General features: G+C 72.1%; 14 protein-coding genes and 1 riboswitch. Of the genes, 6 read left to right on the top strand and 8 right to left on the bottom strand.

Annotated features, from left to right (window positions below):
- Positions 1-255: 255 nt before the first annotated feature.
- Together dusA and ASF18_RS20800 are read right to left on the bottom strand one after the other, a co-directional pair.
- Positions 256-1284 (bottom strand): tRNA dihydrouridine(20/20a) synthase DusA, encoded by a 1029-nt coding sequence (gene dusA / locus ASF18_RS20805; RefSeq protein WP_082487840.1) that lies wholly within the window; start codon positions 1282-1284, stop codon positions 256-258.
- A gap of 51 nt (positions 1285-1335) precedes the next feature.
- Complete coding sequence (locus tag ASF18_RS20800; protein ID WP_056354851.1) at positions 1336-1992, bottom strand: urease accessory protein UreE; 657 nt, start codon at positions 1990-1992, stop codon at positions 1336-1338.
- A gap of 208 nt (positions 1993-2200) precedes the next feature.
- Between ASF18_RS20800 and ASF18_RS20795 the strand changes: the two genes are divergently transcribed.
- Complete coding sequence (locus ASF18_RS20795) at positions 2201-2470, top strand: hypothetical protein (protein WP_056212224.1); 270 nt, start codon at positions 2201-2203, stop codon at positions 2468-2470.
- An 88-nt stretch (positions 2471-2558) separates the two neighbouring features.
- Here the strand turns inward: ASF18_RS20795 and ASF18_RS20790 are convergent, their stop codons facing one another.
- Entirely contained in the window at positions 2559-3806 is a 1248-nt protein-coding gene (locus tag ASF18_RS20790; protein WP_056354848.1) for a TIGR03862 family flavoprotein, read from the bottom strand.
- A gap of 188 nt (positions 3807-3994) precedes the next feature.
- Here ASF18_RS20790 and ASF18_RS20785 point away from each other — a divergent pair, with 188 nt between their 5' ends.
- Positions 3995-5020, top strand: a complete 1026-nt coding sequence (locus ASF18_RS20785) for a TerC family protein (RefSeq protein WP_056212355.1) — start codon at positions 3995-3997, stop codon at positions 5018-5020.
- 168 nt (positions 5021-5188) lie between these two features.
- Here ASF18_RS20785 and ASF18_RS20780 read toward each other — a convergent pair whose 3' ends face one another.
- The 3 genes from ASF18_RS20780 to ASF18_RS20770 form a co-directional block, all read right to left on the bottom strand.
- Positions 5189-5944 (bottom strand): N-acetylmuramoyl-L-alanine amidase, encoded by a 756-nt coding sequence (locus ASF18_RS20780; protein ID WP_056354844.1) that lies wholly within the window; start codon positions 5942-5944, stop codon positions 5189-5191.
- Complete coding sequence (locus ASF18_RS20775; RefSeq protein WP_056212231.1) at positions 5941-6666, bottom strand: molecular chaperone DjiA; 726 nt, start codon at positions 6664-6666, stop codon at positions 5941-5943. The genes ASF18_RS20780 and ASF18_RS20775 overlap by 4 nt, the downstream gene beginning before the upstream one ends.
- A 157-nt stretch (positions 6667-6823) precedes the next feature.
- A complete protein-coding gene (locus ASF18_RS20770; RefSeq protein WP_056354840.1) occupies positions 6824-7699 on the bottom strand; it encodes a collagen-like protein in 876 nt (291 codons plus the stop codon).
- A 231-nt stretch (positions 7700-7930) separates the two neighbouring features.
- On the opposite strand from ASF18_RS20770, the gene ASF18_RS20765 reads away from it, so the two are divergent.
- The 3 genes from ASF18_RS20765 to ASF18_RS20755 all read left to right on the top strand — a co-directional run bounded on the left by ASF18_RS20765 (position 7931) and on the right by ASF18_RS20755 (position 10969).
- On the top strand, positions 7931-8773 hold the full coding sequence (locus ASF18_RS20765; RefSeq protein WP_244472787.1) for an ImuA protein: 843 nt from the start codon (positions 7931-7933) through the stop codon (positions 8771-8773).
- The gene (locus ASF18_RS20760; RefSeq protein ID WP_082487839.1) at positions 8670-10250 is read left to right on the top strand and encodes a DNA polymerase Y family protein; all 1581 of its coding nucleotides are present in this window, start codon (positions 8670-8672) and stop codon (positions 10248-10250) included. Before ASF18_RS20765 ends, ASF18_RS20760 begins: the two co-directional genes overlap by 104 nt.
- Before the next feature lie 107 nt (positions 10251-10357).
- Positions 10358-10969 (top strand): hypothetical protein, encoded by a 612-nt coding sequence (locus tag ASF18_RS20755; RefSeq protein WP_056354837.1) that lies wholly within the window; start codon positions 10358-10360, stop codon positions 10967-10969.
- Here ASF18_RS20755 and thiC read toward each other — a convergent pair.
- On the bottom strand, positions 10948-12840 hold the full coding sequence (gene thiC / locus ASF18_RS20750) for a phosphomethylpyrimidine synthase ThiC (protein WP_056354834.1): 1893 nt from the start codon (positions 12838-12840) through the stop codon (positions 10948-10950). The genes ASF18_RS20755 and thiC overlap by 22 nt on opposite strands.
- 80 nt (positions 12841-12920) lie before the next feature.
- Positions 12921-13029, bottom strand: a riboswitch (TPP riboswitch).
- Between the two features lie 149 nt (positions 13030-13178).
- Between thiC and ASF18_RS20745 the strand changes: the two genes are divergently transcribed.
- Positions 13179-13931 carry a BA14K family protein gene (locus tag ASF18_RS20745; RefSeq protein WP_056354831.1) on the top strand — a complete coding sequence of 251 codons (753 nt, stop codon included), beginning with the start codon at positions 13179-13181 and terminating at the stop codon, positions 13929-13931.
- A gap of 108 nt (positions 13932-14039) precedes the next feature.
- Here the strand turns inward: ASF18_RS20745 and ASF18_RS20740 are convergent, their stop codons facing one another.
- The gene (locus tag ASF18_RS20740; protein ID WP_056354828.1) at positions 14040-14294 is read right to left on the bottom strand and encodes a hypothetical protein; all 255 of its coding nucleotides are present in this window, start codon (positions 14292-14294) and stop codon (positions 14040-14042) included.
- Between the last annotated feature and the right edge of the window lie 89 nt (positions 14295-14383).

Raw genomic sequence — 14383 nt, 5'->3', positions numbered from 1 at the left:
TACCCGATGCCGCGAGAATGATGGCCGCACTCGAAACACTGTATTGGAATCGCATCGTTCGCCCCATCGAATCCGCTGGTCGGATCGATGGTTGAAATACCGAAAACTACAGCCGCAAATTGTTCATAATGATGTCACAATCCAAGCTGTGATTTCGCGTGCCATATCAGCAACAATCCCAATGCACTTCCTGAATATTGTGCCAGCAAACAAGAAGACGCCCGCTTCTAGTTATAGAGGCCCGGACGGGGAGGCTCAGGCGGCATCCTGTGCCCCCTCCCTGCCCGGAATGGCCGGATCGGAAGCCTGACCGCCGCGGGAGACCCGATTCACTGCCTCCCGCAGGGTCGCGAGGCCGGCCTCGGGCTGGAGGCCGAAGGTGGAGAGATGCCGGCGATAGGCGCGCGCGCCCGGGCGGCCGTTGAACAGGCCGAGCATGTGTCGGGTCACCGCGTGCAGGCGCACGCCCTCCTGCAGCATTCCGGCGAGGACGGGCTCGAAGGCCGCGATCGCGGCGAACGGGTCGGCCGCCGGGGCGGGCTCGCCGAACAGGACCGGATCGACGTCGAGGAGGATCGCCGGGTCGCTGTATGCGGCCCGGCCGATCATGACGCCGTCGACCTCCGCCAGATGGGCGACCGCGTCCGCGAGGGTGGCGATGCCGCCGTTGATGGCGATGGGCAGCGTGGGATGGTCCCGCTTCAGCCGGGCCACCCGCGGATAGTCGAGGGGCGGCACGTCGCGGTTCTCCTTGGGCGACAGGCCCTGGAGCCAGGCCTTGCGGGCATGCACCACGAGGCCGTCGACGCCGGCCGCGACCACGGCGTCCGCGAGGGCGTCGAGGGCCCGCTCGGGGTCCTGGTCGTCGACGCCGATGCGGCACTTCACCGTGACCGGCACCGACACGGCCGCCTTCATGGCGGCGACGCAGTCGGCCACCACGGCGGGCTCGCGCATCAGGCAGGCGCCGAAGCGCCCGTCCTGAACCCGGTCGGACGGGCAGCCGACGTTGAGGTTGACCTCGTCGTAGCCGAAATCCTCGGCGATGCGGGCGGCGTGCGCGAGGTCGGCCGGATCTGAGCCGCCGAGTTGCACCGCCACCGGGTGCTCCAGCGCGTCGAAGCCGAGCAGCCGGTCGCGCGGGCCGTGGATGACCGCCCCGGTGGTCACCATCTCGGTGTAGAGGCGGGCGTGCCGCGACAGGGTGCGGTGGAAGGCCCGACAGTAACGGTCGGTCCAGTCCATCATGGGGGCGACGGAGAAGCGGAGGTCGCGGGCGATCATCCGGCGGACATAACGGTCCGCGCCGCCGGCTTCAACGCGGGGCGGCTCCGCTCAGTGGTCGTGCTTGCAGTCCGGCCCGTGCACGTGGCCGTGCGCGCCGTGCTCTTTGGCAGGGTCTTTGGCACGATCGTGCGCGTGGGCATGATCGTGCCCATGGGAATGGGTGTGCGCGTGATCATGGCCGTGATCATGGTCATGCCCCGCATGGGTATGGCCGTGGTCGTGATCCGCGTGGTCGTGCGCGTGGTGCCCGTGATCGTGATGATCGTGGCCGCACTGGCTGTGGTCGTGGGCGGCGCGCTCGGGCTTGAAGGCGCGGGTGACCGGCGTGGCGGCGCAGCCCTGGCCGCGCACCAACTCGGCGGCGCTGCGGGGCACGTAGAGCACCTCGGCGGCGATCTCGGCCGGCACGTGGCTGCCGCCGAGCTGCCAGGCGAGGCGCAGGAGCCGGGCCGGGTTCTCGGCACGGACCTCGAGGAGCGGCTCGCCGGCGGCGCGGATCGCGACGAGGCGCCCGTCCTCCAGGCGCAGGGCATCGCCGTCCTCGAAGGCCGCCGCCTTGGCGAGCGCGAGGGTCAGGCTCAGCCCGCCTTCCCCGGTCAGGCTGTCCGGGGGGGCCTGCCGGGCGGCATGGTCGAGCACGATCGTGTCGACGATCGCATCGGCGCGGACGGCGACCTTGCGGACGATGGCGGTGGCGCGCTGCATGGAGTCCTCGCGGCGGGATGGGCGGACGGCGCCGCCCGGATGGGCCCTGATCGGCGCATCACTAGAGGGTTTTTCGACGAAACGGAAAGGCGGGACGGAACCTGCGCCGTTTCGCGTGCATTTCTCGCGCGGAATGCTTAAGCTCGGGCGGCACGAACATCACGGCCGAAGGCCGGGTCACGACGACGCACAAGGGAGTCTCGGAACCATGAAGAAGCTCATTGCCGCCACCCTCGCGGGTGCTCTCGCCCTCTCGGTCGGCGCCTGCAACACCCCGCAGGACCGCGCCCTCGGCGGCGCCGGCCTCGGCGCCCTCGCGGGTGCCGCCATCGGCGGTGCCGCCACCGGCCGCGCCGGCGGCGCGCTCGCGGGTGCCGCCATCGGCGGTGCCGGCGGTGCCATCGTCGGCGCCTCCACCGCCCCGCGCTGCCCCTACGGCACCTACCGCGACGCCTACGGCGACGTATACTGCCGCTAAGACCCGGCACCGCGCGGCCCGGAACGGCTGCGCCGGACCATCAGGCTCCCTCTCCCCCGAGAGGGAGCCTTTTTCGTGAGACGGCGAATCACGCGCCTCGGGCGGCGTCCCGCGCGATCCAGGCCAGCATGCCCGCCGCAGCCGCGCGGCCCGAGGCGAAGGCCCCCTGGAGGAGGTAGCCCCCCGTCGGGGCCTCCCAGTCCAGCATCTCGCCGGCCACGAAGGTGCCGGGCCGCCGGACGAGCATGAAGCCGGCATCGACGTCGCCGAAGCGGATCCCGCCCGCCGTGGAGATCGCCCGGTCGAGGCCGCGCGGCGCCAGGAGACGGAGCGGTACCGCCTTGATCAGGGCCGCCAGGGCCTCGGCGGCCACGGGCAGCGGGTGGGCCGCCTCGCGCAGGAGGCCAATCCCCACGGGCGTCAGCGCGGCGGCCTTGCGCAGGCGATTGGCGAGGGAGAGCCCGGGTTTCGGATCGCGGAGCGCCCGTGCCAGCGCGGCCTCCTCCACGTCCGGCCGGAGATCGATCTCCAGCCGGGCCTCGCCCCGCTCGGTGGCGGCCCGGATTCGATGTGCGAGGGCGTAGATCGCCCCGCCCTCGATCCCGTCGGCGCTGATCACGGCCTCGCCGCGCACGCGGGTGCCCTCGAGGCTGAGGGCGATCCGCTTCAAGGGGGCGCCGGCGAAGCGCGCGGCGAAGACCGGCGACCAGGCCACGGTGAACCCGACATTGGCGGGCTTGAGGGGCGCCACCGCGACACCGTCCCGCGCGAGCAGGGGCACCCAGGCCCCATCGGAGCCGAGGCGCGGCCAGCTCGCGCCGCCGAGAGCCAGGAGGACCGGGCGATGCGCGGCCTCGACCCGTCCGTCCGGGGTTTCGAAGACCGGCCCGCCCGCGTCCGACCAGCCGGTGAAGCGGTGACGGGTGCGGATGCGGACGCCCAGCCCGTCGAGGCGCTGGAGCCAGGCCCGGAGCAGCGGCGAGGCCTTGAAGGCCTCGGGAAAGACGCGGCCGCTCGACCCGACGAAGGTCGGTTGGCCGAGGTCGTCGCACCAGGCGCGCAGGGCGCTCGGCGGAAACGCCGCGATCGCCCCGGCGAGGGCGTCCTCAGCCGGCTGGTAGCGCGCCAGGAAGGCCGGCAGCGGCTCGGAATGCGTGAGGTTGAGCCCGCCGCGTCCGGCGATGAGGAATTTTCGCCCCACGCTCGGCATCCGGTCGTAGAGGGTCACGGCGTGGCCGGCCTGCGCCAGCACCTCCGCCGCCGCGAGGCCGGCCGGGCCGCCCCCGATCACCGCGGGGCCGCGAGCCTCGCGGCCGTTGCGTTCGCTGTCAGTCATGCGCTTTGGGAAGCCGCCGGGGGCCGGCCCTGTCAAGCGTGACGGCTCGATGCCCTTGATTCGCCCGGTTCAGAGTCCCAACTGCGCCTCATCGGCTGCGGGCCCCTCTGGCGGGATGCTGCATGATGCGTTCCGTGATGTCGGAGCCGATGCTTTCTCTCCTCAAGAAGCATCGACGGTCCTGCGTCATGGTTGATTTTCTGTATTACGAGTGGCTCGGCAAGCCCGTGTGGATGTGGCTCGGGTTCCACGCCCTCGTGGCCGGGTTGCTGGCCTTCGATCTCGGACTCCTGCATCGCGACAAAAATCACGAGATCGGCGTGAAGGAGAGCCTGCTCCTCACGCTGTTCTACTTCACCCTGGGCATGATCTTCGGCGGCTGGGTCTGGTGGTATCTCGGGCCCCAGGCGGGCCAGGAATACGTCGCCGGCCTCGTGGTCGAGAAGTCGCTGTCGATGGACAACGTCTTCGTGATCGCCGTCATCCTCACGGCGCTCGGCATCCCCCGCGCCGCCCAGCACCGGGTCCTGGTCTGGGGCATCCTCGCGGCCGTCCTGCTGCGCGGGCTGATGATCGGCCTCGGCGCGGCCCTCGTGCACCAGGCCGCCTGGGTGCTGTCGATCTTCGCCGCCTTCCTGATCTTCGCCGGCCTCAAGATGCTGCTCTCGAAGGACGAGGAGCCGGGCGACATCCGCGAGAACCGGGCCGTCCGGTTCCTGCAGCGGGTCCTGCGCATCACGCCCGAGCTGCACGGGCAGCACTTCGTCGTGCGCAAGCCCGACCCGAAGACCGGCAAGACCGCCCTCTGGCTGACGCCCCTGGCTCTGGCGCTCATTCTCGTGAACGGCGCCGACGTGATCTTCGCCGTCGACAGCGTGCCGGCGATCTTCGCCATCACCACCGACACCTTCGTGGTCTACACCTCGAACATCTTCGCGATCCTCGGCCTGCGCGCGCTCTACTTCGCCCTGGCCGCGATGGTAGACCGCTTCGCCTATCTCAAGACGGCGCTGGCCTTCATCCTGATCTTCATCGGCGGCAAGATCGTGGTCGCCGACACCTTCGACCTCGTCCACGTGCCGCCGTGGGTCTCCCTCGCGGTCACCGTCGTGTTCCTCATCGCGGGCATCGCCTACAGCCTGTGGCGCACCCGCGGCTCGGTGACGGAAGAGGCGCACGGGCATGGCGGCGGGGCGGTACAGCACCGGGCCTAAGCCGGCTCCCAGAGGTGAGCCGGGATCTCCCGGCTCACCCGAGCGGGATCGCAGGCCGCACGCGCGCGAAGTGCCCGTCGGCCCTGGCGCAGGCGCCTTCCTCTCCCGGGGCTCCGCGCCCACCCTCTTCCGCAGGAGGACGCGAGCGGAAGCGCGCCCTCTCGTCCCCTACCGTCCCGGCAGCGCCGCGATCAGGTCCCGCAGGGTCGTGATCGTCGAGGCGTCGGCGACACCATCGATGCGGGCCGGACGGAAGTGGCGCTGGAACGCCGTCACCACCGCGCCCATGCGGGCATCGAAGGTGGCGCTCACCGGCAGGTCGTAGCCGTAGAGGGCGAACATCGCCTGCAGCGCCTCGATCGGCGGCCCGGCATCGCCCTGCGCGAAGAAGCGGCCGTCGCGGATCGGGGCCGGCGGCACCCAGTGGCCGATGCCGGCGCGGGCGAGGGTCTCCCAGGGGAAGTGCTCGCCCGGGTCCTCCTTGCGCCCGGGGGCGATGTCGGAATGGGCGAGGATCCGGTGCGGAGCGAGGCTCCAGCGCTTGGCGAGATCGCCGCACAGGGCGACCACGGCCTCGATCTGTGCCGGGGGGTAGGCCGGCAGGCCGCCCGCATGGCCACCATTGACGATCTCGACGCCGAGGGAGCGCGAATTCACGTCGCTGAGCCCGGCCCAGGAGCCCTGGCCCGCGTGCCAGGCCCGGCGCCCCTCGGGCACCATCTGCACCACGCGGCCGTCCTCCAGCACCACGTAATGGGCCGAGACCTCCGCCACGGGGTTGGCAAGGCGCTGCAGGGCGACGGCCGCGCTCTCCATACCGGTGTAGTGCAGGATGAGGAGATCCACCGGGCCGGACCGCCGCTCGCCGTGATTCGGCGACGGGTGGACGCTGGTGGCGACGGCGCTCTCGGGCGTCGGTTTCACGTGAGGCCCCGCTCGGCGCTGATCCGGTCATAGGCGGCGTTGATGGCCGCGAGCCGGCGGGTGGCGATGGCCACCGCCTCCGGCGGCAGGCCGCGCGCGATGGCCCGGTCGGGATGGTTCTCCCGCACCAGGGCCCGGTGGGCGGCCTTCAGCCCGGCATCGTCGACGTCGTGGTCGAGGCCGAGGACGAGGTAGGGATCGTCGGAGAGCCGGACGTGGCGGGCGGCGATGCGGCGGAACGCGGCCTCGTCGTAGCCGAAGGTCTCCGCCACCGCCCGCAGGTAGCGCTCCTCCGCCTCGTGGATGGCGCCGTCGGCCTTGGCGATGTGGAACAGGCCGTCGAGCACGTCCTCCAGCAGGGCCGGCTCGTCGTGGAAGGTGGTGGCCAATTGCCGGGCATAGGCCTCGAAGCCGTTCGCGGTGCCCTTGGCGAGGTCGAACAGGCGCTGCACGCCGGGCCGGGCGCGCTCGTCCACCTGCACCACCTTGGCGAAGGCCTCCACCTCGGCCTGCGTCACCACGCCGTCGGATTTGGCCATCTTGGCGGCCAGGGCCACGAGGCCGGTGGTGAAGACCACGTCGCGCGGCGTGGTGCCGAACAGCGCGCCCTCGCGGTCGACCAGGAAGTGCCCGGCCACCCCGCCGACGAGGCCGCCGAGGGGGCCGCCGATGGCGAGGCCGAGGCCGGCCCCGCCGAGCTTGCCCCAGATGCCCAGGGTCATCGGACGACCCCGCGGGTGCAGGGAACGGGGCTGGCAGGGGCAGGGAGCATGGACGGTATCGACACGGGTGGGATCGACTTCGGCGCGAAACGAAGCGCGTCCTTACACCGGACGGCTCCGTTTCGGCGAGGGGCGATCGCCCGGGTCGTTCGTCCCCTCAGCGCCGGGCGCAGAGGCCGACGAAACCCTGGCTCTCTGTGGGGCAGGCCGCGCTCAAGGTTCCGTCGGCGCCCGCCGTCACGATGGCGCTGCCGCCCTTCAGGCAGAGGGCCGAGGCGAGGATCTCGGTGCCCTCGCAGGTCATCGCGCAGCCCGAGGCCGGGCAGGTGTCCTGGCGCACCACCCGGAACGGGGATGCGGGTGCGGCGGCCGCCAGGGCGGCCTGACCGGGCTCGCCCTTCTGACCCGCCGGGCCGCGCTCGCCGGCCGGCCCCTTCGCGCCCGTCTCGCCCTTTGGTCCGGCGTCCCCCTTCGGACCCGTCTCTCCCTTGGGGCCGGGTTCCCCCTTCGGTCCGGCCTCGCCCTTGGCACCCGGCTCGCCCTTGGCACCCGGCTCACCCTTGGGCCCCTGGGGACCGGGCAGGCCGGCGACGCCCTGCGGGCCGGCGGGGCCGGTCTCGCCCTTGTCACCCGTGTCGCCCTTCTGCCCCGTCTCGCCCTTCGGGCCGGGCTGGCCGGCGGGGCCGCAATTGGCGATGACCGCCTCGCGCTCGTCCTCGCCCGCCTTCAGGGTGGCGATGCAGTTGGTGGGCACGTAAGGCAGGCGGAAGACGAAGCGGCCCCGGCTGTCGGCGATGATCGAGATGTCCTCGTCGAGCACCACCACGGTGCCGGGCTTGCGCACGCTGCCGGAGATGCGCAGGTCCCCGTTCTCGAAGCGGGCATCGTAGACCTGGATCGGCTGCGACACGACCTGGGGCCGGCGCGCCTTGGCCTCGCCCCGGGGCTGGGCCGCCGTCTGCGCGGCGGCGGGGAGGCCGCCCGCGACGGTGATCAGGCCCGACAGGACCACGAGGGCACGAGCGAAACGCATGGAGTTCTCCCGGCTGATCCGCGTCTTGTGCGCGGCAGGTGAGGAGTGCTGCCCTGCCCTCGCTATAGGGTCAAGCGCTGCGGATCGGCCGGCCCGGAAACCATCGTCCACAAGCGTCCACAGCCGTCCACAGGCCAAGTCCCTGTGGGCAGGCGAAATTCCGAATCCCCCCGGAAACCGATTGAGTATGTTCCTGTTTTGTTCTTAGCGTAGCGGGATCGAGCGGAGCCGATGAGACAGAGCCCTGAAGACCCTCCCGATGCCGAGACCGAGACTTTGCCGGCGGATCCGCCAAATCCGGATGCCGCGAATCCGGGTGCGCCCCCGGATCTGGCGGCCCTGCGCGCCCTCGTGGCCGATCGCGGAGGCGCATCCGTCCTCCGGGGCGCCCTGCCCCTCGGCATCCACGACGTCGATACGCGCCTCGCACAGGGCGGCCTCGCCCTCGGTCAGTTGCACGAGATCGCCCCGGCGCAGGCGGGCGACGAGCCGGCGGCGCTGGGCTTCGCCCTTGCGCTGGTGGCGCGCCACCTCGCCCGGGTGCGCGGCGAGGCCCTGCTCGTGGCGGGCAGGGGGCATCCCCTCCCCTACGGGCACGGGCTGGCCGGGCTCGGCCTCGATCCCGGCCGCCTGCTGCTGTTCGAGGTGGCGAGCGACGGGGACGCCTACCGGGCCCTGGAGGAATCCCTGCGCGCGCAGGGGCTGGCGGCCGTGGCGGGCCTCATCGATGCCGCCCTGCCCCTCGCCCAGAGCCGCCGGCTCCACCTCGCGGCGGCCCGGACCGACCTGCTCCTCCTTGTCCTGAGGCCACCGGAGGCGGAGAGCCCCAACGTGGCGGCGACACGCTGGCGGGTCGCCGCCGGCAAGGCCCTGCGCGACCGCTTCGGCTGCATCGAGCGGCCGTGCTGGCAGGTGACCCTCGACCGGAGCCGCAACGGGCGGACCGGACATTGGCTTCTGGAGTGGGATCATGCCGCGCATCGTTTCGGTCTGGCTGGAGCACTGGCCGGTCACGCGGCTGAGGCGGGCGCAGGCGGCGTCCGTCCCGAGCGGCGCGCCCAGCGCTCGGGCTGACGGCGACCGCGACAGCGGCCCGATGGTCGTGGCCGCCATGGAGGCCAACGGCCTGCGCCTGGTGGCGGTGGATTCCGCCGCCCGCGCCCTCGGCCTCGTGCCCGGTGAAACCCTGGCCCGGGCCCGCGCCCGGATCGGGACGCCGGTCGCCGTCCATCCGGCCGATCCGGAGGCCGATGCCGCCGCCTTGCACCGCCTCTGCCTGTGGGCCAAGCGCTACACGCCCGTCGTCGCTCCCTACGGCCCGGCGGAGGGCGGCGACGGGTTCTTCCTCGACATCGCGGGGGCGAGCCACCTGTTCGGCGGCGAGGCCGCGCTGCTGGAAGACCTCGCCCGGCGGCTGTCGACCCGCGACATGCCGGCCCGGATCGCCCTCGCCGACACGCCGGCCTGCGCCTTCGCCCTGGCGCGCCACGGCGGGGGCGGCCTCGTGGCCCCAGGCTGCAACGCGGAGGCCCTGCACGCCCTGCCCGTCTCGGCCCTGCGCCTCGATGGGGCCACGGCGCAGGCCCTGGCCCGCCTCGGCCTGCGCCGGATCGGCGACCTCGCCACGGCGCCCCGGGCGCCGCTGGCCCGGCGCTTCGGCGAAACCCTGCTGCTGCGCCTCGACCAGGCCCTCGGATACCGGCCCGAACCCCTGGTCACGGCCGAGGACCCGCGCGAATTCCAGGCGGCGCGCGGCTTCCTCGAACCGATCGGGCAGCCGGAAACCATCGTGGCCACCGCCATGGGTCTGATGGAGGGCATCGCCCCCCGGCTGGAAGCGGCCGGCCTCGGCGCCCGGGCCGTACGGCTGACCCTGACCCGCGTCGATGGGATCCTGCGCAGCCTCGACCTCGGCCTGAGCCTGCCGACCCGCTGCCCGGCCCAGATCGGCCGCCTGCTCGCCCTGCGCCTCGACCGCCTCGGCCCGGCCCTCGATGCCGGCTTCGGCTTCGAGACCGTGGGCCTCGAGGTCACCGCCACGGGCCCGATCGCGGCACGCCAGACGGCCCTGATGGAGGCCCCCGGCGGGGGCGAAGGCACCGAGCATCTGGGCGATGCCCTGCGCCAGCGCCTCGGCCGGCGGATGATGCGCCTCGGGTTTCGCCAGACCCACCTGCCCGAGCGGGCCGAGGCCGTAGAGCCGTGGCGCGCGAGCCTCCCCGCGCAGGCGGGCCGACGCGATCCGGGAGCCCGCGAGCCCCTGCCGCCGCGCCCGCTGGTGCTGCTCAGCCGGGGCGAAGCGGCCGAGGACGTCATCGCGCTGGCCCCCGACGGGCCGCCGCACCGCTTCCGCTGGCGCCGGCGCCTGCACCACGTCGCCCATGCGGATGGACCCGAGCGCATCGCCGACGAGTGGTGGCGGGCGCCGGGTCCGCTGCGGGATTACTACGTTGTCGAAGATGAGGCCGGCCGCCGCCTCTGGGTCTATCGCGAGGGCTTCCCCACGATGGAGGCGCCCGCGCGCTGGTTCGTGCACGGGCTGTTCGCGTGACGCGACGGGGGAGAACCGCGCCGGGGCGATGCCGCGCCCCGCAACCTGTGATAGCACTCCGCGCGATCGGGCACGCCCGTCCGGGACGGAAACGCAGGGCCATCGGAATGATCCCCACCGGACGGGCGTGGAATCGGGTGCGGCCGTTCGCGGCGGCGCTGCTGGGGATCGTCCACGTCCCGACCTCGGACGCCGCGTCGGACGCTCGCGGCCGCGCCGCCTTCGTCGCGGCTCATCGCTGCGAAGTGGTCGCGCGGCTGAGCAGCATCCACCTGCGCGGCCCGCGCAGCACGTCCCGGGATCGGTTCCTCACCGTGAGCTTCGTCCGGACGGATCAGCGCTACGTGCAGTGCATCTTCTTCGACGAGGATACGCGGATGGGCTGCGAAGCCGCGTCGGGCGGGTATGCGCAGGGGCCGGAGGCGTCTGGCGATGTCCTGCCCGACTCCGCGAAGGCGGCCCTTCACCGGCTGGGCTTCGTGCAGCTCCGGCGGAACGAGAACTATGAGCGAGAGATTTCGCTGGGCACGCCGCCCGACTTCGATGCCGCGGCCGATGTCATGATCGGCGCGCTCTCCGATGCCTACGACGCGCGCGCACACACGCCTCTGGAATTCCACGCACCGCGGGCGGTCCTTCCCCGCGATGCCTGTCCCGGGCCGGTCAGCGAAAACCAGCCGGCCCGGGACGCGGGGGCCTACTCCGCCGCGTCGACGTAGAGCTTGCCACCCTCGGCCTGGAACTCGGCCGATTTCGCCGCCATGCCGGCCTCGCGCTCGGCCGCGCTCAAGGGCGCGGCCTCGCCCAGCACCTGACCGGCCGCCTCCATCGCCAGCACCTCGGCGCGCAGGTCCTGCGTGATCTTCATCGAGCAGAACTTCGGGCCGCACATCGAGCAGAAATGGGCGACCTTGTGGGCGTCCTTCGGCAGGGTCTCGTCGTGGTAGGCGCGGGCGGTGTCGGGATCGAGGGAGAGGTTGAACTGGTCCTCCCAGCGGAAATCGAACCGGGCCCGCGACAGGGCGTCGTCGCGCAGCTGCGCCGCCGGATGGCCCTTGGCGAGGTCGGCGGCATGGGCCGCGATCTTGTAGGTGATTACGCCTTCCTTGACGTCGTCGCGGTTGGGCAGGCCGAGATGCTCCTTCGGGGTGACGTAGCAGAGCATGGCGCAGCCGAACCAGCCGATCATGGCGGCGCCGATGCCCGACGTGATGTGGTCGTAGCCGGGGGCGATGTCGGTGGTCAGCGGGCCGAGGGTGTAGAACGGCGCCTCGCCGCACTCCACGAGCTGCTTCTCCATGTTCACCTTGATCTTGTGCATCGGCACGTGGCCGGGGCCCTCGATCATGGTCTGGCAGCCCTTGTCCCAGGCGATCTTGGTCAGTTCGCCCAGGGTCTCCAGCTCGGCGAACTGGGCCGCGTCGTTGGCATCCGCGATGGAGCCGGGGCGCAGGCCGTCGCCGAGCGAGAACGACACGTCGTAGGCCCGCATGATGTCGCAGATCTCGTCGAAGCGCTCGTAGAGGAACGATTCGCGGTGCCCGGCCAGGCACCAGCGCGCCATGATCGAACCGCCGCGGCTGACGATGCCGGTGACGCGGCGGGCGGTGAGCGGCACGTGGGCGAGGCGCACGCCGGCATGGATGGTGAAGTAGTCGATGCCCTGCTCGGCCTGCTCGATCAGGGTGTCCTTGAAGACCTCCCAGTCGAGCTTCAGCGGGTCGCCGCCGACCTTCTCCAGAGCCTGATAGATCGGCACCGTGCCGATCGGCACGGGCGAGTTGCGCACGATCCACGAGCGGATGTTGTGGATGTTGCGGCCCGTCGAGAGGTCCATCACCGTGTCGGCGCCCCAGCGGGTCGCCCAGACCAGCTTCTCGACCTCCTCGGCGGCGGACGAGGTCACGGCGGAATTGCCGATGTTGGCGTTGATCTTCACGAGGAAGTTGCGGCCGATCGCCATCGGCTCCACCTCGGGGTGGTTGATGTTGGCCGGGATGATGGCGCGGCCCCGGGCCACCTCGTCGCGCACGAATTCCGGCGTGATGAAGGCCGGCAGGGCGGCGCCGAAGCTGTTGCCGTCGGCCAGGGCCGCCTGGGCGCCCTCCAGCATCGTCTCGCGCGCCAGGTTCTCGCGGTGCGCGACGTAGATCATCTCCTCGGTGATGATCCCGGCGCGGGCGAACTCGTACTGCGTCACCATCTGGCCGGGCGCGGCCTTGCGGATCTCGCGGGTGGCCGGACACGGGGCCACGAGCTTGTCCTCGGGCACGAAGCCGTTGTCCTCGGGCTTGACCGCGCGCGGGATCACGGTGGCGTAGCCGCGCCGGGCGATCCAGGGCTCGCGCACCAGCGGAAGGCCGGCCCCGAGGTCGATCCCCGCATCCGTCTCCGTGTAGGGACCCGACGGATCGTAGACCCGCACCGGCGCCTCCTTCGGATCGCTCAAGGTGATCTCGCGGAACGGTACCCGGATGTCGTCGTGCCCGGCCACCGCCGCGTAGACCTTGCGCGAGCCCATGATCGGGCCGGTGGTCACCGTGGGCGCCTGCCCCTGCGGCAGATCCTTCGGAAGAACGGGTGCATTCATCGGGTTCGCTCCTGGCGTGGGAGACGATCCGGACTCGCGAACGGCGGTGTCGGATGGGACGACGCCTGAACATGCGCGCCGCGTCTTGGAATTCCCGTCCCTCCGCCGGTACGAACCGGATCAGGTTCAAGGGTCAGGGCGTCGCGCCCAATCTCAGCCCCCGCACTCGGAGCTCCCCTCGGAATGCTTCCAGATTCGAGGTCGGCGGCCGTTTTGTCAATCGCCGGCCCGACGAACTGAGACGGAATAGGGCCTGAAACGAACTTTATCGTCAGGCCCCGCGTTCCTTTACCAGAAGTTCGATCCTCGGGATCGGCATGCGAACGACAGGTTCTCCCATGAAGCGCATACTCCTGGCATCGGCCGCCCTGGTCGGGGCCCTCTCGATGATTCCCGCCTCCGCGGACGCACGTCCGGGCGGCGGCGGCGGTGGTTTCCGTGGCGGTGGCGGCGGCTTCCACGGCGGCGGCCTGGGTGGCGGCGGATTCCGCGGCGGCAACTTCGGCGGCGGTGGCTTCCGCGGTGGTCTCGCCCAGGGCGGCGGGTTCCGCGGCGGCAATGTCGGGGGCAACTTCGGCGGCGGCGGGTTCCGCGGCGGCCTCGCGCAGGGTGGCTTCAACCGCGGCGGGTTCAACCGCGGCGGGACCATCGGCGTGGGCGCCGGTGCCGTCGGTGCCGGGGCGGGCCTCGCTGCCGGTAACGGCTTCCGGGGTGATCGCGGCGGCTTCAACCGCGGTGGGTTCAACCGGGGTGGCGCCTATGCCGGGCGCGGCTACGGCTACCGTCGCGGCTATGGCGGCCTCGGCCTCGGGCTCGGCCTGGGTCTCGCCGGCGCCGGGATCGGCTACGGCCTCGGCAGCGCCTATGGCGGCTACTACGGCGACGACTATTACGCCGGCGGCTATGCGCCGGCCTATTACGGCGGTTACGCGCCCTATGGTGGCGGGTATGCCGCGACGGGCTACGAGGCCACCCCGGAGGTCGCGACCAGCGGCGAGGACGTCGCCTACTGCGTCCAGCGCTTCCGGTCCTACGACCGCCGCACCGGGACCTATCTCGGCAATGACGGTCAGCGCCACGCCTGCCCGTAACGGCTGACAGGCTCCGGGACGATCAGAAGGGGCTCCGCCGCGCGGCGGGGCCCTTTCGCGTCCGCGGGGCACTTTGATCGGGGGCGCGGAGGCCGGACGCGTCGGGCCTCACGAGCCCTGCAGGCTTTCGGCGAAGTCGTCCGGCACCTCGCCGAAGCTGCCGAGGATCGTGGCGCTCTCCAGTTCCCCCGTCTCGTCGTCGGCCACGACCTTGATCGCCGCCGTGCCGGGAAAGCGGGCGGCCATCGCCTCGGCCTTCTTCAGGGCACCGCTCTCCGTCACCGCCACCTCACGGTCGCCCGGCGAGAGCCGCTTGCGCTTGAGCACGAAGGTCTGCACCAGGAACGTCGTCTTGAGGGCCATCGCAGGGTCTCTCCACCGGGCCGCGCCGGATCGCGTCGGATCCGGATACCGAGCGCACCTAGCACGAAAGCCCGGTTCCCACGCGACCC

It is taken from the genome of Methylobacterium sp. Leaf89 (genome assembly GCF_001422215.1).
In the GTDB taxonomy this organism is placed as follows: Bacteria; Pseudomonadota; Alphaproteobacteria; order Rhizobiales; family Beijerinckiaceae; genus Methylobacterium.
Note: the sequence above shows the minus strand (reverse complement) of the source record. Positions and strands in the feature narration are given on the sequence as shown.